The sequence below is a fragment of the Primorskyibacter sedentarius genome (assembly GCF_004342065.1).
In the GTDB taxonomy this organism is placed as follows: Bacteria; Pseudomonadota; Alphaproteobacteria; order Rhodobacterales; family Rhodobacteraceae; genus Primorskyibacter; species Primorskyibacter sedentarius.
On record NZ_SLZU01000007.1, the window covers coordinates 25,601 to 43,811 of the forward strand.

The window sequence follows — 18,211 nt, forward strand, 5'->3', positions numbered from 1 at the left end:
GCGTCCCTATCTCACGGGGCGGCCGGAAAGGAAAGAGCGAAACGTGACGACGGGTCATCGCAGGTCTTGCCATTTGCGTGCCGCTCTGGTCGCATCAGCGCGAAACAGAGGCAGAGGTCCAGATGGCAAACACATATGACACCGGCAGGATGAACCTGCCCTTCACCGGTATCTGCACCTTCGGCAAGAAACCCTATATCGAGGATTGGGACGCAATTGACGCCGATGTAGCCATTCTGGGCGCCCCGTTTGATGCGGGCACGCAATGGCGGGCCGGCGCGCGGTTCGGCCCGCGCGGTGTGCGCGAGGCCTCCACCCTGTTCAGCTTTGGCCATGCGGGCGCCTATGATCACGAGGATGACGTCACCTATCTGGGGCCGGAGGTCATCATGGTCGATATTGGCGATGCCGACATCATCCACACCGATACCCAGCAAAGCCATGCCAATATAGAGGCCGGCGTGCGCGCCATCCTTGCCGCGGGCGCCCTGCCCGTCACCATCGGCGGCGACCACTCGATCAACATCCCCTGTATTCGCGCCTTTGACGATCAGGGCGATATTCATATCCTCCAGATCGACGCGCATCTGGATTTCGTCGACGAACGGCACGGCGTCCGCCACGGCCACGGCAACCCGATGCGCCGCGCGGCCGAGCAGGACCATGTGACCGGCCTGACCCAGCTTGGCATCCGCAATGTCAGCTCTACCGCGCGGGAGGGGTACGAGGATGCCCGCGCCATGGGGTCCGATATTCTGTCCGTCCGTCAGGTCAGAGAGCTGAGTGTGGCCGAAGCGGCGGCCCGCATCCCGCGCGGCGTGCGGGTCTATATCACCATCGATATCGACGCCTTCTGCCCCTCCATCGCGCCGGGCACCGGCACGCCCAGCCACGGCGGCTTTCTCTACTACGAGGTGCTGGAGCTGCTTCAGGCCGTGGCCCGCCGCAACGAGGTCGTGGGTCTGGATCTGGTCGAGGTTGCGCCGGATTATGACCCCACGGGCAGCACCTCGATCCTTGCAGCGCAGCTTTTGCTCAACACGCTGGGTTTCATCTTTCACGAAAGGGCGCAGCGCTGACGCGTTGCGACGATAAGGCAAGGGCGGCCAAGTCACCCCAACTGGCGGGCTGACCGGCATTTGCCTGCAGATGGGCCCCTCGTCGTGAATACACGTTGTTTTTCCGGCAGTTCGCGCGATCTTCGTATCCGCGGACGGCGCATGCCGCTAGGCTGACAGCATGACACGCCCGCGCTTTCCCCCCGCACCGCCGCGTGCCTTGCGACGCAACCTGATCCGGTTCGGGGTCGCGGCCGTGGCGGTGGTACTTCTTCAGCGGTTGCTGAGCTGGGCGAATGCTTTCGGACAGCATGTCGACACGGATTTTGGCATGCCGATCATCATGGTCGCGGCGCTTGTCGTCTACGCGTTGCTTGTCGCCGTGCCCTTCATGCCGGGGGTAGAGATCGGGATCTCGCTGCTGCTGATGAAAGGCGCCGAGGCCGCGCCCTTCGTCTGGCTGGCCACCTGCATCGGGCTGACGCTGGCCTTTCTGGCCGGGCGCTACATGCCCTATCCGTGGCTTTGCAGCATCCTGAGCGATCTTCGGCTGGGCCGAGCGGCCGATTTCCTCGACCGCGTTCAGGCGCTTCCGGCAGAGGCACGGCTGGGCGCGCTGACCCAACGGCTTCCGGGGCGGTTGGGAACGGCGATTGCCCGGTTCCGCTACATCGCTCTGGCGGTCCTCTTCAACCTGCCCGGCAATTCGGTGATCGGTGGTGGCGGTGGCATCGCCATGGTTGCGGGCCTCAGCCGTGTTTTCGGGACGTGGAGCACGCTTTTCACGATCATGCTCGCCGTCGCCCCCGTGCCCTTACTGGTGATGCTGGTCGGCCCCGAAGTGCTGCCATGGACGAACTAAGCCGGGAATTTCCGAGGACAGGCCCCGATCCGTGACGGAGATGCGCGGTTTCGTGGCGCTTCCGGACTTTCCCCCGGCGTCACAATCACTATGTTCGCGGAAAATCCCATTCCGTCAGGCGGGCACGCATAGATGAGCACCGATCCCCTTGTGATCTTCACCCCTTCCGGCAAACGCGGTCGCTTTCCCGCGGGCACCCCGGTCTTGACCGCCGCACGCAAGCTGGGGGTCGACCTTGATTCCGTCTGCGGCGGGCGTGGCATCTGTTCCAAATGCCAGATCACGCCCTCTTACGGCGAATTCTCCAAGCATGGCGTCACGGTCGCGCCCGATGCCCTGTCCGAATGGAACGCGGTAGAGGAACGCTATGACAGCAAGCGCGGCCTGAAAGCCGGTCGTCGCCTCGGATGCCAGGCCACGATCCAGAGCGATGTTGTCATCGACGTGCCCGCCGAAAGCCAGGTCCACCGTCAGGTGGTGCGCAAGGCGGCCTCGGCCCGGGTGATCGAGATGGATCCGGCGACGCGGCTTTATTATGTCGAGGTGGACGAGCCCGACATGCACGAACCCACGGGCGATTTCGAACGGCTGGAACGCGCGCTGAAGGCACAATGGGACATCCCCGGGATTGCCGCCGACCTGTCCACCCTTGCGCGGCTGCAACCGGTTTTGCGCAAGGGCGGATGGAAGGTCACGGTCGCCCTGCACAAATCGCATGTCCCCGGCCCGCATCGCCTGATCGATATCTGGCCCGGTTTCCACGAAGGTGGCCTGTTCGGTCTGGCAATCGATCTGGGGTCAACCACCATCGCGGCCCATCTGACCGATCTTGTGACCGGCGAGGTCAAGGCGTCCTCGGGCATCATGAACCCGCAAATCCGGTTCGGCGAGGATCTGATGAGCCGGGTCAGCTATGTGATGATGAACCCCGGTGGCGATGTCGAGATGACAAGGGCGGTGCGCGATGCGCTGAACGCGCTGATCACCGAACTGGCGGCAGAGGCCGGCGTGGCAGAGCGGTTGATCGTCGAGGCGGTCTTTGTCTGCAACCCGGTGATGCACCACCTCCTGCTCGGGATCGATCCGCTGGAACTGGGTCAGGCGCCCTTTGCGCTGGCGACATCCGACAGCCTGTCCTTCCCGGCGCGCGATCTGGATCTGACGGCGCTGAACAGCAGCGCGCAGATCTATGTGCTGCCCTGTATCGCCGGCCATGTCGGGGCCGATGCGGCCGCTGTGGCGCTGTCTGAAGAGCCGGGCAAGCGCGAAGATCTGTCGCTGATCGTCGATGTGGGCACCAACGCGGAGATCTTTCTGGGCAATTCGACCCGTGTGCTGGCCTGTTCTTCGCCCACCGGCCCCGCTTTTGAGGGCGCGCAGATCAGCTCTGGCCAGCGCGCCGCCCCCGGCGCGATCGAAGCGATCCGTATTGACCCTGTGACCCACGAGCCCCGGTTCCGGGTGATCGGTTGCGCGCTCTGGTCGGATGAGGATGGCTTTGACGCTGCTACCGCCGCGACGGGCATCACCGGGATCTGCGGATCGGGCATCATCGAGGCCGTGGCCGAGATGCGCCTTGCGGGATTGCTGGATCCCTCGGGGCTGATCGGATCGGCCGCGCAGACCGGCACGGCCCGCAGCATCCCCGAGGGCCGCACCCATGCCTATGTCGTGCATGACGGCACAGCCGATGGCGGCCCGCTGATCACCGTCACCCAAGGCGATATCCGCGCGATTCAGTTGGCAAAATCGGCGCTTTATGCCGGGGCGCGGCTACTGATGGACGAGATGGGTGTGGACCAAGTCGACCGCGTTGTTCTGGCCGGGGCCTTTGGCGCCCATATCTCGCCCCTGCATGCGATGGTGTTGGGGATGATCCCGGACGTGCCATTGGATCATGTGACCAGCGCGGGCAATGCCGCCGGAACCGGCGCCCGGATCGCCCTGTGCAACGTCGCCTCAAGGGTGGAGATTGAGGCAACAGTGCGCCAGATCACCAAGGTGGAAACCGCCATCGAGCCAAAGTTCCAAGAGCATTTCGTCAATGCCAACGCAATTCCACATGCCACGGATCCGTTCCCGAACCTTTCAGCCATAGCAACCCTGCCCAAGGTCAGTTTTAACGACGGGGGCGGTGATAGCGGTGGCCGCCGCAGGCGTCGACGGACTTGACGGGCCGCGCAAAGTTGACCTTGCAAACACTTGCAAACAACGGACGCCCGCGCGCCATGACGCAGACCGGGCGAGGCAATTCCGGGCCTTAATCAGCAGCCCTTCTTCCGCCCCGGCGAGGCGCAGCGCTAGAAACAGCTGCTTTCGCCGGGGCCTCTTTGCACGCGCGCCTGACCTCTGCACGCCGCGCGCTTACTGCCCCTTGACCTTGCCGTGGGCAGATCATATTCAAACGCTCCAGAGCGCGGGTATGGTGAAAAGGTATCACGCGAGCTTCCCAAGCTTAAGTTACGGGTTCGATTCCCGTTACCCGCTCCATCGCTTGCCCATCAGCACATTGCTTATCCGCGCCCGCCCTTCGTACGGGACGCCGTTGCAGTACCATCACCCTGTCGCGCATCCGCAGCCCTGGAAATGCTGTTCCTGCCCCTAGTCCAACCCCATCGGTTCAGACCTTTGGCGCGTAGTCAGGGGGGTGGTTTTATGCTAAAACCCGCCGCAGACCAGCTGAACGGAAGAAATGATCGAACGTAATCACGTCGAAGAGATTGAACGGGTGCTGGAGGGGCGCACCACCGGCCGGGACAGCCAGGTTTCAGAGTCGTGGAAACGTTGCGTCGAGATCTACGGCATGGATCCGACCCGCGCGGACCCCGCCCATATCGTCACCGAGGCGGAACTGCGCGAGCATCGCATGCAGGCCGAACGGATGATCGCCTCCGCGCGATCCGGGTTGCAAAGCCTTTTCCGGCAGGTCGCGCGGCAGAATTACACCGTGCTGCTGACGGATGCCAAGGGCGTCTGCGTCGACTTTTTCGGCGATCCGGATTTCGAGGACGAGCTGCGCGGCTCGGGCCTTTTCATGGGGGCGAACTGGTCCGAGGATCTGGCCGGAACATGTGCCGCGGGCGCCTGTATCGTGACCGGCGAACCCGTGACCATCCATCAGGACGACCATTTCGGCAACGCCCATACCGCGCTGTCCTGCACGGCGGCGCCGGTCTATGACAGCCTCGGCCAACTTGCGGCGGTCCTGGACATTTCCCTGCTGCAATCCCCTTCGCCGAAATCCAGCCAGAACCTTGCGATGAGCCTAGTCACCTCCTCGGCGCGGCGGGTCGAGATGGCCAACCTCATGGCGCAAAGCCGCCGCGAATGGGTCTTGCGCCTGTCGACGAGCCCGGAATTTCTGGATGTCGATCCCGAAGCGGCCGTGACGCTGGACGGGGGCGGACGCATCATCGGGTTCACCCGTGCCGCGGACAAGCTCTTCCGGGGCGATACCGCGCCGCTTCTGGGCCAGCGGATCGATTCCCTGCTGGATCTGTCGGTGGATGATCTGCCCGACCTCATGCGCGATCGCCCGACCGAGGATCGCGTCGTCAACCTGCGCGATGGCGGCGCATTGTTCGGGCACGCTATCGCGCCGCAATCGCCAAGGTCATCGGGCACTCCTGCGCGCCGACTGCGCAAAACCGGCGGTCCGCTGGATGCGCTCGCCGGGACCGACGCCGGAATGCAGCCTTTGCTGGAACGGGCCGAGCGGCTGGCCAGAACGCATGTGCCGCTGCTGGTATCGGGGGAAACCGGAACCGGAAAAATGCGGCTTGCCCGCGCGATCCACGTGGCCGGGGGCGCCGACCGTGCGCTGATCACGGTGGAATGTGCAGCACAAACCCCCGACCGGCTGCAAGAGCTTCTGGGCGCGCCCGGACAGGCCCGCGCCACGCTTCTGCTGCGCCGGATCGAAGAGCTACCCAGAGAGGCGCAGGCGCTCTTGACCTCGCTGCTGGATGAGCGGCCCGGATTGCGCCCGGTCGCGACATGCTGCACCGACCTTGGCCGCGCTGTGAATGACGGGCTGTTCCACAAGCCCCTGTTCTACCGGCTGTCCGGGGCAGAACTGGCGCTGCCGCCGTTGCGCAAACGTCAGGATCTGGGCTGGCTGATCGACCGTCTGCTACGACGCCGGGCGCAGGACGAGCTCCGCCTGTCCCCCGCCGCGCGCGCGGATCTGACCGGCCGGGTCTGGCACGGCAACCTGCACGAGCTGGAAAGCGTGCTCGACGTGGCTGTGGCGCTTTGCGATGGCGAGGTGATCGACCTGCCGGACCTGCCGCCGCCAGCCGGGCTTGGTGGCCCCGCCGCGCCGCAGGAAACGCTCGAAGACGTGCTGGAGGCCTGCGGCTGGAACATGGCGCAGGCCGCCCGGCGGCTGGGGGTCAACCGGTCGACGGTGATGCGGCGGATGCGGCGCGCCGGATTGACGCCCCCTGCCTGAACGCGCCGGCCGCGCATCAACGCGGCAGGTGCCGTCAGGGCGTCAGAGCGAAGAGGGCGTCAGAGCCAAGGCCCGTTTGCCGGCATGAACGGCAGATCGGATGTCGGGGCCGTTTCTTTCGCCGCCGTGACCATCGCATGGACCTGCCCACGATGATGCGTCTGGTGATTGAACAGATGCACGATGCAAAGCGCCTTTGGCTTAGTCTGCTCGGCCTTCTGAACCTGAGAATACCATTTCAGGTCTCCCTTTAGCTCTTCCTCCGTCAGTGCCTCTGCCCAGCCCAGAATGCGGCCGTCCGTTCGGAACCGCTCTGCGCTCCATGCAGCAAGCGTGGGCTGAAACTTGTGGCTTTCCGGGATGCCGCCCTTCGGCGCCGTGCCACCGTCCAGCCGCGCCATCCATATCTGGTCGGCCCATAACAAATGGTTCACCGTCTCGAAGATCGAGCGGAAGAACGCGCCCCGGTCCAGCCGAAGCGACGCGTCTGTCATCCGCTCCAATGCCCCGCGCAATTGGCGGTTCTGCCAGGCGTTGTAGCGTGCCATCGTCAGTACATATTCAGGCGAGATCATTCGGCTACCCTTTTCACGCTCAAGACCACAGGAACGATGCCGCACCGCCAGACCCGGCGCCACCGGCACACATTGCCGGATCGCGCAAAGCACATGCAAGGCGAAACAGGCGGCATTCCCGGCAGGCCCATGCAGCAGCGGGTGAAAATCCGGAAACTTTGCCCCGCCCCCCTTTGCATGCCCGCCAAAGCCCCCTATATTCACCTTGCTCCTTCGGGAGCTATGGACATAAACGCGCTCGTAATAAGCGGATCGGACCCGGGGGCGGTACCCGGCGGCTCCACCAAATATCCTTCATTTGGGGATCATGGGGCCGAAATAGGATCGACGAACGTCTAAAGGGGTTAGCTTTGTCCCGGTGAGTTACCACCGTTATCGGTACAAATCGTACAGTTGCAAATGACAACCGTGCTCCGACAATGGCTCTGGCTGCGTAAGCAGTTCGAGTTTGTCGAACTTAAGCCCTTGCGCCTAGCAGCGTAAGGCGGGGTTCGCAGGCACCTGGCAACAGAAGCCTGCACTTTCCCCTCTTTTTCGCGACGAAATTCACGACGTTCCGTTACCTGTTTGCACCCGGCGCGCCGCGCCATGCTGCAGCCGCCCGATGAGCGTTGCCTCGCCCATGCGGGCCAAGGGCCGAAGAGGGGCAAATTTTCGTCCCACCCGGTCTTTTGTTTTCCGACGGATCGCATATGCTGGCGACAAATTTGCAGGGAAAACACATATGTCCGGCAGCATAGACTACGGCAATCTGATGCACCGCGCGATGCGGGGCCTGATCAAGGAAGTTCTGACCGACGTGGCCGCGAACGGGCTGCCCGGAGAGCATCACTTCTTCATCACCTTCGATACCGGCCACCCGGATGTAAAGATCGCCGACTGGCTGTCTGATCGCTACCCCGGAGAGATGACCGTGGTGATGCAGCACTGGTACGACAATCTGGAGGTCGGCGATGATGGCTTTGGTGTCTCGCTGAATTTCGGGGACGCGCCTGAACCTCTTTATATCCCCTACGATTCCATCAAGACATTCGTCGACCCTTCGGTCGAATTCGGCCTGCGGTTTGAAACCCAGGACGATGACGACGAAGATGACGACGAGAATGAAGGCCACGCGGATATCCCCGAGATCCTGCGCAACGAAGAGCGGCCCGGCGAAGCGTCAGGGTCCAAATCCGAGGCGTCAAAGCCCGCGAAGGACGCCGAAGTCGTCAGTCTCGACAGTTTCAGAAAATAACCACCCCAGACGCCCTGCCCCTACCCTGCGCGCCTGTGGCAGATTGCAGGCGAAAGGGATCGGCGCTAAACGGCATGCAATTGCATACGACAGGAGCGTTCCATGGCCCAGACCCGCACCGAAACCGACAGCTTCGGCCCTCTTGAGGTTCCCTCAGACAAGTATTGGGGCGCGCAGACCCAGCGCTCGATCATCAACTTCCCGATCGGCTGGGAAAAGCAGCCAGTGCCGATTATCCGCGCTTTGGGTGTGGTGAAGAAAGCCTGCGCCATGGCCAACCTTGAACAGGGCGGGCTCGACAAGGAAATCGGTGATGCCATCGTTGCTGCGGCAGGCGAAGTGATCGACGGCAAGTTTGATGACAACTTCCCGCTGGTCGTCTGGCAGACAGGCTCTGGCACGCAGTCCAACATGAACGCGAACGAGGTGATCTCGAACCGCGCGATCGAGATGCTGGGCGGCGAGATGGGGTCCAAGACCCCCGTCCACCCCAATGACCACTGCAATATGGGCCAGTCGTCGAACGACACGTTCCCCACCGCGATGCATGTCGCCATCGGAATGCAGGCGCGTGACGTGCTGCTGCCGGGGCTGCGCAAGCTGCACGCCGCATTGGCCGCCAAGTCCGAAGAATTCAAGGACATCATCAAGATCGGCCGCACCCATACGCAGGATGCCACGCCGCTGACGCTTGGCCAGGAATTCGGCGGTTATGCCCATCAGGTTGCGCAGGGCATCAAGCGGGTCGAGATGTGCCTGCCCGACATTTACGAACTGGCGCAGGGCGGCACGGCTGTCGGCACCGGGCTGAACACCCGCAAAGGCTGGGCCGAAACGGTTGCGGCCAATATGGCCGAAATCACCGGCCTGCCCTTCGTCACGGCCCCCAACAAGTTCGAAGCCCTCGCCGCCCATGACGCGATGGTCATGTTCTCGGGCGCGCTGAAAACCGTTGCGGCCAGCCTGTTCAAGATCGCCAATGACATGCGGCTGCTGGGCTCTGGCCCCCGCTCCGGTCTGGGCGAATTGATCCTGCCGGAAAATGAGCCCGGCTCGTCCATCATGCCCGGCAAGGTCAACCCGACGCAGGCCGAAGCGCTGACCATGGTCTGCGCGCATGTCATGGGCAATGACGCCGCCGTGGGCATCGCCGGCAGCCAAGGCCATTTCGAGCTGAACGTCTACAACCCGATGATGAGCTACAACGTGTTGCAATCCATGCAGCTTCTGGGCGACAGCGCATCGGCCTTCACCGACAACATGGTGGTGGGCACGCAGGCGAATGTCGAACGGATCGACAAACTGATGAAGGAATCGCTGATGCTGGTGACGGCGCTGGCCCCCACAATCGGCTATGACAACGCCACCAAGGTTGCCAAGACAGCACACAAGAACGGCACCACGTTGAAAGAAGAAGCGATTGCGCTTGGCTTTGTCGATGAAGAGACCTTTGATCGGGTTGTACGTCCCGAAGACATGATCGGACCCAAGGAATGAGCAACCTCACCAATCTCAACAAGGCCCGCAAGGATCGCAAACGCGATGCTGAAAAGCGCGATGCCAACATGCATTCCGCGAAATTCGGGCGCAGCAAGGCCGACAAGCAGGCGATGACTGCGAAATTGTCCAAGGCGGCAAAGGCCTTGGACGGGCACAAGGTCGACGACAAGGACGCATGAGCGCCCGACCGGTCAAACGGTCCCTGACCCTGCGCGGCCACCGCACCAGCGTCTCGCTGGAGGATGCCTTCTGGCATGCCTTCCGCGAGATCGCCGCCGCCGAAGACAAGCCCCTGAACGTGCTCGCCGCCGAGATTGACGAGAAACGTGGGATCGAGGCCGGACTGGCCTCGGCCATCAGGGTCTATATCCTTCAGTATTACAAGGATCGCTTATTGCCAGCCCCCGCATCCGTCACGGGCGGGGATGGACAAGCGTCGTGATTGGCGAAACAGGGCTGCCCCGTTAGGTGTTCGCGTCTTAAGGCCTGTGACCGGCGGATCACGGAAGATCTCTGGCCCGGCATAAAGCAGCTTCTACGACTCCTATGGTCCGGAATCATAGGCAGGGACGCGCCGCGCCGACGTCAGTCGCGCTTTGCAATTCGCAGGCGAATACCGTCCCGGGATCTTACCGTCAGATGCGCGACAGGCTCCGGGGTATCGACGGGGTCTACCCTCAGATCTCGCAGCAGCAAAGACAAAAGCATCACGCCTTCTATCATCGCAAAGCCCGCACCGGGACAGACCCGCGCCCCGGCAGAGAATGGGATATACGCCTCGCGCGCGCAGGCCTTGCCGTTTTCGGTTTGCCAGCGCGCCGGGTCAAACGCATCCGGCGTGTCCCAAAGCCGTTCATGACGATGCAGATGCCATGGGCTGATGACCATTTGGGCGCCCTTGGCAATCTCCCTGTCGCGGAACCGTTCGGGGCAGCTCGCCTCTCGCACCATCATCGGGACCGGAGGGTATAGCCGCAACGTCTCGCGGAACACATCGCGGCTGATCCTCAGGCTGGACAGTTCAGAAAATTCACCTGTGGACAGGTGTTGCGCCTCTGCGGCCACGCGGTCTTGCCAATCCGGATAGCGCGCCATGAGGTACAGCGCCCACCCCAGCGCCGAAGCAGACGTTTCGTGCCCGGCCAGAAAGAAAATCGCCACCTGATCGACCATTTCCTCAACCGAAAAAAGTTCGCCAGTCTCCGGGTCGCGCGTCGTCATGATCTTGGTCGCAAGGTCATCGGGCGCGGTACCTGCAGCGATCTCTTGCCTGCGCGCTTCGGTCATGCGGGTGATCAAGGTCCGGATCCTGCCCGCCGCCTTCTTCGTCCGGCGCGAAAAGAACCTCGGCATCCAGCGCGGCAGTGGCACGAAGGCCGCAATATTGAGGAGCGGCTGGCTTCGTTGGTAGTTGCGAAATTCGTGGAATACCGCCTGCGCCATCTCATCCTCGATCGGGACAGAGAACAGCGTGCGAAAGATCACGTCGGCAGCCGCATGGCTGGCGACCTCCTCGATTTCGACAACCTCCCCTGCCCGCGCGCGCAGCCGCGTCAGGGCCTGTTGTCCCGCGGCCCACATCGCCGGATAGGTCCCCCGCAAACGCCCGCCCTCGAACGCGGGGTCGATGATGCGGCGCTGGCGTTTCCACGTCTCGCCATTGGTCAGGAACACGCTCTCGCCCAGCAAGGGGCGCAAACCTTCGCTGATGCGGTCGGATTTTGGGAAATCATCGGGCCGCGCCTTCAGAACCGTGCTGACAAGATCAGGCTGGTTAAGCAGGTAGGAACGGAAAAACGGCGTTCGGAATTCCGCCATCCATGCCCGGTAGAGCCGCGCAGGCTGCGCCGACAGAATGTCCTGACGAAAGAGCCGCGCATACCGCAGCAACGAAACCTTGTCGGGGCGCGATTTCGGCTTTGGCGGAAGGTCGGTCATGCAGCCATCGACGTGAATTTGGAAACGGCCGTTTCCAGCCGGGATCTGGACGGTGCGCGCCCTTCGAAACGTGTTGCAAGGCTGACCGGACCCGCGGTGATCCTGAAGTAGTCGTAATCTCCGGGCCGGTCAAACGCGCAGAGATACTGGAAATGCAGTCGGAAAAAGCGCCAGCGCAGCTCTTTCCAGCGCTGCGGGGAAAGCGTTTGGGTGAAGGCTGCCGAAATCACCAGCGGCCAGCGCTTGCCCTCTGGCGCGACGCCCGTGACCGCGACAGGATCGCACAGCGCAAAGGCGCAGCCATCGCCGGGCGCCGTCACATCGACCCAGGTCAGCTCGTCACGGGCTGAAAGAAAATGCAGATCCGCGCGCAGTTGATCGGCATTCGGCAGGAAGGACACCATCGGCACCACCTGCCCCAAGGTCAGAAATGCCAGCCTCGGCCCTTTGGCAGGAACACCGCCCTGCCGGATCAGATCCGCCAGAATCGACGCGCCAAGATGGGCACCAGAGGAGTGCCCAACGACCAGAACCTCGTCGAGATCCTCGCGCAGCGCCTCGGCAATTGTGGCGGCAAACTCGGCCATGCGCCGCTGTAAGTCGGGCGAATAGGCGCCTTTCAGAGCGGCCGAATGGGCAAAATCATGCATCAGGTAATAGGCGAAAAACCTGCCGTCCTGCCGCCTGAACCAATCCGAAATGCCGTAGCCAATCCCGATGCCGCCCGCCAAGGCAACAGCGCTTTCTGACGCTCCCGGCAGAAAGCCCAGCAGCCTGTCAAGCAGGGCAAAGACGCCCCATCCCGCTGCCAGCGCGACCAGCGCCTGCACCAAAAGGAAGACAACCGGATAAAGCGCCGCAATGACCGGGCCCTTACGCAAACGCATCAGCCGGAACAGCGCGCCCGACCCGATATAGATCCACGAGGTGCGCAAGAGCTGCGCGTAGGTCGACAGGATGCCCTGCGCCATGCTGTCACGAACAATATCCGACCAGACAAGAACCTCGAATTCCGCTGCAACTTCAGCGCCTTCCATGCGGCCATTCACGCGCCAACCATAGCGCCCCTTGGCCGTGCTTTCGCGCGGGCGCAGCGCCACTTCGTAACCGCTGATTTCGGCCTGGGCAGCGCCTTCCTTGCGGTAAAGCTCCCGGTATCTTCTTGGGTGAATGGGATCATAGCCGGGGATGTAGAACACCCGGCGGCGCCTCACTTCCTGCCCTGCTCCATCCATGTCATGCCCTCTTTTGGGGCCATGCTACAGGAGCAATCGCACGTAGGTAAGCCGGCACGATCAGGGCCGCCGCATCGCCGGACAGACCACGGCTTACCCCAGTGTCGCAAGCGCCGGGAACGTTTCCAGCAACCAGAAGGAAAATGCAGAGAACCCACCGGTCAGCATCAGCAGGCCAATGGTCCAAAGCAGCAGGCCCATCACCCGTTCGATCTGCGCCATATGGCGTTTCATCCAGCCCATCACGCCGGTCAGTTGCGGCAGGAAGGCCGCGACCAGCAGAAACGGAATGCCCAAGCCCGCCGCATAGATGCCCAGAAGCAACGTGCCCTTGCTGATCGACGCCTCGGACGCGGCAAGCGACAGGATCGCGCCCAGCTGCGGGCCGATGCAAGGGGTCCAGCCAAAGGCAAAGGCGAGCCCCAGAACATAGGCGCCAAAGGCCGACCCGCCGCGATCCCCCGCGTCAAGCCGCGCTTCGCGGTCCAGAAAACCGATCCGGTAGACGCCCACGAAATGCGCGCCAAAGATCATCACCATGATCCCGGCCAGCGTGTTGAGGGTCGATTGAAATTGCAGGAACATCGCGCCGATTGCAGAGGCGGTGAACCCCAACAGCAGGAACACCGTCGACAGGCCAAGCACAAAAAACAGCGCAGGCAAGAGCATCTGGCTGCGCCGCCCGGCACCTGCATCGGCAATCGACACACCGGACATATAGGCAAGATATGGCGGGACGATGGGCAGGACGCAGGGGCTGAGAAAGGACATCAGCCCGGCGACAAGCGCCACCAGCATGGCAGGCAGAAGGCCCGCATCGATAAGGTCAATTCCAAACATGTTTCCCGCTTAGATCATCGCGACGCCCGCGTCACGGCACATGCTGTCACATCCTCGTGGCGGCTTTGAAACACTGGCGCAAAAACGAAACCCCCGGCGCAATGGCCGGGGGTTCAAAACCATTATGTTCAGCGGCCCAGGGACCACCAGCCCCGTTTCTTGGGCTTGTCCTCTTCAACCTCTTGTGTGGGTTCCGCTTCGACCGACGCTGTTTCCAGCTCTTTGTCTGTCGCTTCGGGTTCCTGCGGCGCAGGTTCCGCAACCGGCTCGGGTTGCGGCTCTGGCTGTGGCTCCACCTCTGTCGCGGCCTCAACCACTTCCGGCTCAGGAGCCGCTGCGACCTCTACCGCTTCCGATTCAGCAATCGCTGCTTCCGGCACGGCAGGTCCGGCAACGTCAGCCACGGGGGCTTCGGCCAGTTCCGCAACCTCAACAGGCTCGGCGACGATTTCGGCTGGTGCCTCAACAGGCGCTGCTGCAACGGCGTCCTTCTCGGCGGCCTTCGGCTTTGCGCGCGACCGGGTGGTCTTGGGCTTGGCTGTCGATTTCGAGGTGCTCGACTTCGGCTTCGCCTTCGCGCGGGAGGCAGGCTTCTTGGGGGCTTCGACCTCTGCCTCGGGCGTGCCTTCGGCTTGCGCAGCTTCGGGAACCGGCTCCGCAGCGTCGACAGGCGCCTCGGCCTCTTTGGCTTCGGCCACCGGTTCAGCCGTCTCTGCAGGCGCTTCTGGCGCCGCATCCTCGGCCTTCACCTCGGCACTTCCGGCCTCTTCCACCGCATCCGCGGCTTTGACCTCTTCGGCAGGCGCATCTTCCGAACGGGTTTCGCCGTTCTCGCCATTGCTCTCGGCCCCCGAGGATTTCGACCGGCTCCGACGACGACGACGACGGCGCTTCTTGGGCTTGCCCTCTTCGTCGCTGCCCGTACCCGATGCGTCGTCAGAGGTCTTGGCGTCAGACTTGTTGACCTCCTCCGCGTCATCCTCGGGCTCTTCAAAGCTTTCGTCTTCGTCGACCTGATCCATCAGCGAGGTATCAACCGACACGACGGGCATCACGATCTCTGCCACTTTGCGGGTCGCCGTCTTGAACTTCTCAAGAGAGAAATCAGGCGAAACCAGCGTCGGGTCGCCCTCGATCCGCACGGACATCCCGTAACGGCCCTCGATCTGGGCGATATGCTCGCGCTTCTGGTTCATCAGGAAATTGGCGATGCCGACCGGGCATTTCACCAGAACCTCGCGCGACCGTCCGCGCGTGCCTTCTTCCTCGACCTGACGCAGGATCGACAGCGACAGGTTGTCGTCGGATCGGATCAGGCCCGTTCCGTGACAAGCCGTACAAGGCTGAGTCGTCGCCTCGATCATACCGGGGCGCAGACGCTGTCGGCTCATTTCCATCAGGCCGAAACCGGAAATCCGGCCAACCTGGATGCGGGCACGGTCGGTTTTCAGCTTGTCCTTGATCTTCTTCTCGACGGCGGCGTTGTTCTTGCGCTCGTCCATATCGATGAAGTCGATGACGATCAGACCGGCAAGATCCCGCAGTCGCAGCTGGCGGGCCACCTCTTCGGCGGCCTCCAGGTTGGTCTTCAGCGCGGTTTCCTCGATCGAGCCTTCCTTGGTCGCCCGACCGGAGTTCACGTCGATCGCCACCAGCGCCTCGGTCACGCCGATCACGATATAGCCGCCGGATTTCAGCTGGACCGTCGGGTTGAACATCGACGACAGGTAGCTTTCGACCTGGTAGCGCGCAAACAGCGGCAGCGTCTCGGCGTAATGTTTCACGTTCTTGGCGTGGGACGGCATGATCATCTTCATGAAGTCCTTGGCGATGCGGTAACCGCGCTCGCCCTCCACCAGAACCTCGTCGATCTCGCGGCTGTAAAGATCGCGGATCGAGCGTTTGATCAGGTCGCCTTCTTCATAGATCTTCGCAGGTGCGATGGATTTCAGCGTCAGCTCTCGGATCTGTTCCCACAGCCGTTGCAGATATTCATAGTCGCGCTTGATCTCGGATTTGGTGCGCTTGGCACCTGCCGTCCGCACGATCAGGCCAGCGCCCTTGGGCACTTCAATCTCGGCTGCGATCTCTTTGAGTTTCTTGCGGTCCACGGCGTTGGTGATCTTGCGGCTGATGCCGCCGCCACGGGCCGTGTTGGGCATCAAGACGCAATACCGGCCGGCCAGCGACAGGTAGGTCGTCAGTGCCGCACCCTTGTTGCCGCGCTCTTCCTTGACGACCTGCACCAGCAGGATCTGACGAACCTTGATGACTTCCTGGATCTTGTAGCGGCGCGGACGAGGCTTGCGAACCGGGCGAATGTCTTCCTGATCGTCCTCGTCAGCGACGGATTCAATCGAGCTGTCGCGATCTGCGGCATCATCCGTGGCGGGCTCGTCTTCCTCGGCATCGCCATTTTCGGCGTCTTCAACGGGCGCATCATCGGTGGCCTCGGCCACCTCCGCCGTCTCGGCCTCTGCCGCTTCGGTCTCTGCGACCTCCGCTTCGGGCGCTTCAACGGGGGCATCGACCGGTTCTTCAAACGGCGTCTCCTGCACAGTCTCCATCGGAGAGCTGCCCTCGGCGACTTCGTCCTCGTCCAGGTCAATCGTCTCCATCCCCGAGATCTGACCCTCGGGCTTGGCGACTTCCTGCGTGACCTTCAGATCATCCGGTTTGGCGCTTTCGGTCTTGGAGCTTTTTCGCGACCGGCTGCGGGAGCGGGAGGATTTCGGCTTTTCGTCATCCTCGTCACGCGCCTTTTGTGCCTCGGCATAGGCGCGCTCTTCCTCCATCAGCGCCTCGCGGTCGGCGACGGGGATCTGGTAGTAATCGGGATGAATTTCCGAAAAGGCGAGGAAGCCGTGCCGGTTTCCGCCGTAGTCTACAAAGGCCGCCTGAAGCGACGGCTCCACGCGTGTGACCTTGGCGAGATAGATATTGCCAGCTAGCTGGCGTTTGTTTTCAGATTCAAAGTCGAATTCCTCAACCTTGGTTCCGTCAACCACCACGACGCGGGTCTCTTCCGCGTGGGTGGCATCGATAAGCATTTTCTTGGCCATGTTTTCCGTTCGCACGCCGCAGAATTCCGCATCCCAGGGGGACCGGATGGTTCGCGGCGATGACTTGTCAGGGCGAAGAGCGGCGCAATGCTGGTGGCGGACTCTTGGTCCCCCACTGCCAGCCTCAGATCATGCGCGCGCTTCATCGCGGTTCTTCTCCGACGCCCTACCGTTTCGGGTCGGGCGCCCATTTAAGACCCGTCGCTTACGCGTTCCGGGCATTCAGTGCGGCCTTGCGGCCTGATCGGTCTGAACCGAGTGGTCAGGAAAATTCCTGGCGCAACATCGATGCAGCGAAACTCTCATCGGCCCTTTCCCATGTGGAAAGCTGGCCGTTCCGACAGCATAAAGGGACAAATACCGGAAATACAATCCACAATCGCACCCCGCACCGCTAAAAGCGATGCACGCAATGCGGGAAACGGCAATCACGCGGTCACCTGCCCGCTTTCTTCGGCCATAATCTGTTCAGTGCGAAGCAGGGTCAGGACTCCGCCGCCGTTTCGGCTTTGCGGCCCCGGCCCTGCCAGGCCGGGGAAAGAGTGCTGAAACATGGGGGCTGACGGGTCAGCCCTGGTCCATCGCCCTCAGGCGCTTGATCAGGCTTGAAGTGTCCCAACGGCCACCGCCCAGTTTTTGGACATCCTTGTAGAACTGATCGACCAGCGCGGTCACCGGCAGGCTGGCACCCGTTTCATCCGCCGTGTCGAGGCAGATCCCAAGGTCCTTGCGCATCCAGTTCACCGCAAACCCGTGTTCGAACTCATCCGCCAGCATGGTCTTGTAACGATTGGACATCTGCCACGATCCGGCAGCACCCTGGCTGATCACTTCAACCACGGCGGCCCCGTCCAGCCCGGCTTTTTCAGCAAAATGCAGCGCCTCTGACAGACCCTGCACCAGACCGGCAATGGCGATCTGGTTGCACATCTTCGTCATCTGGCCCGCGCCGCTTTCGCCAATGCGTCGGCATATCCGCGCATAGGCGGCGATCACCGGCTCTGCCTTGGCATAGGTATCGGCATCGCCACCGCACATGACCGACAGCACTCCGTTTTCGGCCCCCGCCTGCCCGCCGGAGATCGGCGCATCGACAAAGCCCAATCCTGCGTCGGCCGCAGCCGCATACAACTCTGAGGTGACCTTGGCCGACACGGTCGTGTGATCGACAAGGATCGCGCCCGCCCCCATTCCGGCAAAGGCGCCCTGTTCGCCCAGACAGACGCCGCGCAGGTCGTCGTCATTGCCCACGCAGGTCATCACGAACTCTGCCCCCTTGGCGGCATCTGCCGGGGTCGCGGCAGAGACACCGCCATGTTCGCTCACCCATTTATCGGCCTTGGCGGCGGTTCGGTTATAGACCGTGACCTCGTGCCCGGCGCTCTGAAGATGGCCGGCCATCGGATATCCCATGACCCCGAGCCCCAAAAACGCAATCTTCGCCATATAAC

Annotated in this window: 14 protein-coding genes, 1 tRNA gene and 1 other RNA gene; 10 read left to right on the forward strand and 6 right to left on the reverse strand. The window is 62.6% G+C overall.

Annotated features, from left to right (window positions below; genetic code table 11):
- The first annotated feature begins 122 nt into the window (after nucleotides 1–122).
- The 5 genes from speB to EDD52_RS11290 all read left to right on the forward strand — a co-directional run bounded on the left by speB (nucleotide 123) and on the right by EDD52_RS11290 (nucleotide 6,373).
- Nucleotides 123–1,079: an agmatinase gene (gene speB / locus EDD52_RS11270; protein WP_132244986.1), complete on the forward strand. Its 957-nt coding sequence runs from the start codon at nucleotides 123–125 to the stop codon at nucleotides 1,077–1,079.
- A gap of 160 nt (nucleotides 1,080–1,239) precedes the next feature.
- Nucleotides 1,240–1,920, forward strand: a complete 681-nt coding sequence (locus EDD52_RS11275) for a hypothetical protein (protein ID WP_132244988.1) — start codon at nucleotides 1,240–1,242, stop codon at nucleotides 1,918–1,920.
- 132 nt (nucleotides 1,921–2,052) lie between these two features.
- Complete coding sequence (locus EDD52_RS11280; protein ID WP_132244990.1) at nucleotides 2,053–4,092, forward strand: ASKHA domain-containing protein; 2,040 nt, start codon at nucleotides 2,053–2,055, stop codon at nucleotides 4,090–4,092.
- A gap of 244 nt (nucleotides 4,093–4,336) precedes the next feature.
- Nucleotides 4,337–4,410 (forward strand) — tRNA-Gly (locus EDD52_RS11285).
- 202 nt (nucleotides 4,411–4,612) lie between these two features.
- Nucleotides 4,613–6,373 (forward strand): sigma-54-dependent Fis family transcriptional regulator, encoded by a 1,761-nt coding sequence (locus EDD52_RS11290; RefSeq protein ID WP_132244992.1) that lies wholly within the window; start codon nucleotides 4,613–4,615, stop codon nucleotides 6,371–6,373.
- Between the two features lie 59 nt (nucleotides 6,374–6,432).
- On the opposite strand, the gene EDD52_RS11295 is transcribed toward EDD52_RS11290, so the two are convergent.
- Nucleotides 6,433–6,948, reverse strand: a complete 516-nt coding sequence (locus EDD52_RS11295; protein ID WP_132244994.1) for a DinB family protein — start codon at nucleotides 6,946–6,948, stop codon at nucleotides 6,433–6,435.
- A 168-nt stretch (nucleotides 6,949–7,116) separates the two neighbouring features.
- On the opposite strand from EDD52_RS11295, the gene ssrA reads away from it, so the two are divergent.
- From ssrA to EDD52_RS11320, 5 genes are all read left to right on the forward strand, one after another.
- Nucleotides 7,117–7,470: a transfer-messenger RNA gene (gene ssrA, locus EDD52_RS11300) on the forward strand.
- A gap of 202 nt (nucleotides 7,471–7,672) precedes the next feature.
- Nucleotides 7,673–8,185 (forward strand): SspB family protein, encoded by a 513-nt coding sequence (locus EDD52_RS11305; RefSeq protein WP_132244996.1) that lies wholly within the window; start codon nucleotides 7,673–7,675, stop codon nucleotides 8,183–8,185.
- Between the two features lie 102 nt (nucleotides 8,186–8,287).
- Nucleotides 8,288–9,682 (forward strand): class II fumarate hydratase, encoded by a 1,395-nt coding sequence (gene fumC, locus EDD52_RS11310; protein WP_132244998.1) that lies wholly within the window; start codon nucleotides 8,288–8,290, stop codon nucleotides 9,680–9,682.
- On the forward strand, nucleotides 9,679–9,864 hold the full coding sequence (locus EDD52_RS11315; protein ID WP_132244999.1) for a DUF4169 family protein: 186 nt from the start codon (nucleotides 9,679–9,681) through the stop codon (nucleotides 9,862–9,864). Before fumC ends, EDD52_RS11315 begins: the two co-directional genes overlap by 4 nt.
- A complete protein-coding gene (locus tag EDD52_RS11320) occupies nucleotides 9,861–10,127 on the forward strand; it encodes a ribbon-helix-helix domain-containing protein (protein WP_132245001.1) in 267 nt (88 codons plus the stop codon). Before EDD52_RS11315 ends, EDD52_RS11320 begins: the two co-directional genes overlap by 4 nt.
- Before the next feature lie 143 nt (nucleotides 10,128–10,270).
- On the opposite strand, the gene EDD52_RS11325 is transcribed toward EDD52_RS11320, so the two are convergent.
- The 5 genes from EDD52_RS11325 to EDD52_RS11345 form a co-directional block, all read right to left on the reverse strand.
- The gene (locus tag EDD52_RS11325; protein ID WP_132245003.1) at nucleotides 10,271–11,623 is read right to left on the reverse strand and encodes a cytochrome P450; all 1,353 of its coding nucleotides are present in this window, start codon (nucleotides 11,621–11,623) and stop codon (nucleotides 10,271–10,273) included.
- Nucleotides 11,620–12,858, reverse strand: a complete 1,239-nt coding sequence (locus EDD52_RS23965) for a hypothetical protein (protein WP_243651906.1) — start codon at nucleotides 12,856–12,858, stop codon at nucleotides 11,620–11,622. The genes EDD52_RS11325 and EDD52_RS23965 overlap by 4 nt, the downstream gene beginning before the upstream one ends.
- Before the next feature lie 93 nt (nucleotides 12,859–12,951).
- Nucleotides 12,952–13,698, reverse strand: a complete 747-nt coding sequence (locus tag EDD52_RS11335) for a cytochrome c biogenesis CcdA family protein (protein ID WP_132245005.1) — start codon at nucleotides 13,696–13,698, stop codon at nucleotides 12,952–12,954.
- Nucleotides 13,699–13,826: 128 nt separating this feature from the next.
- Complete coding sequence (locus EDD52_RS11340; protein ID WP_132245007.1) at nucleotides 13,827–16,760, reverse strand: Rne/Rng family ribonuclease; 2,934 nt, start codon at nucleotides 16,758–16,760, stop codon at nucleotides 13,827–13,829.
- 567 nt (nucleotides 16,761–17,327) lie between these two features.
- Nucleotides 17,328–18,206 carry an NAD(P)-dependent oxidoreductase gene (locus EDD52_RS11345; RefSeq protein WP_132245009.1) on the reverse strand — a complete coding sequence of 293 codons (879 nt, stop codon included), beginning with the start codon at nucleotides 18,204–18,206 and terminating at the stop codon, nucleotides 17,328–17,330.
- Between the last annotated feature and the right edge of the window lie 5 nt (nucleotides 18,207–18,211).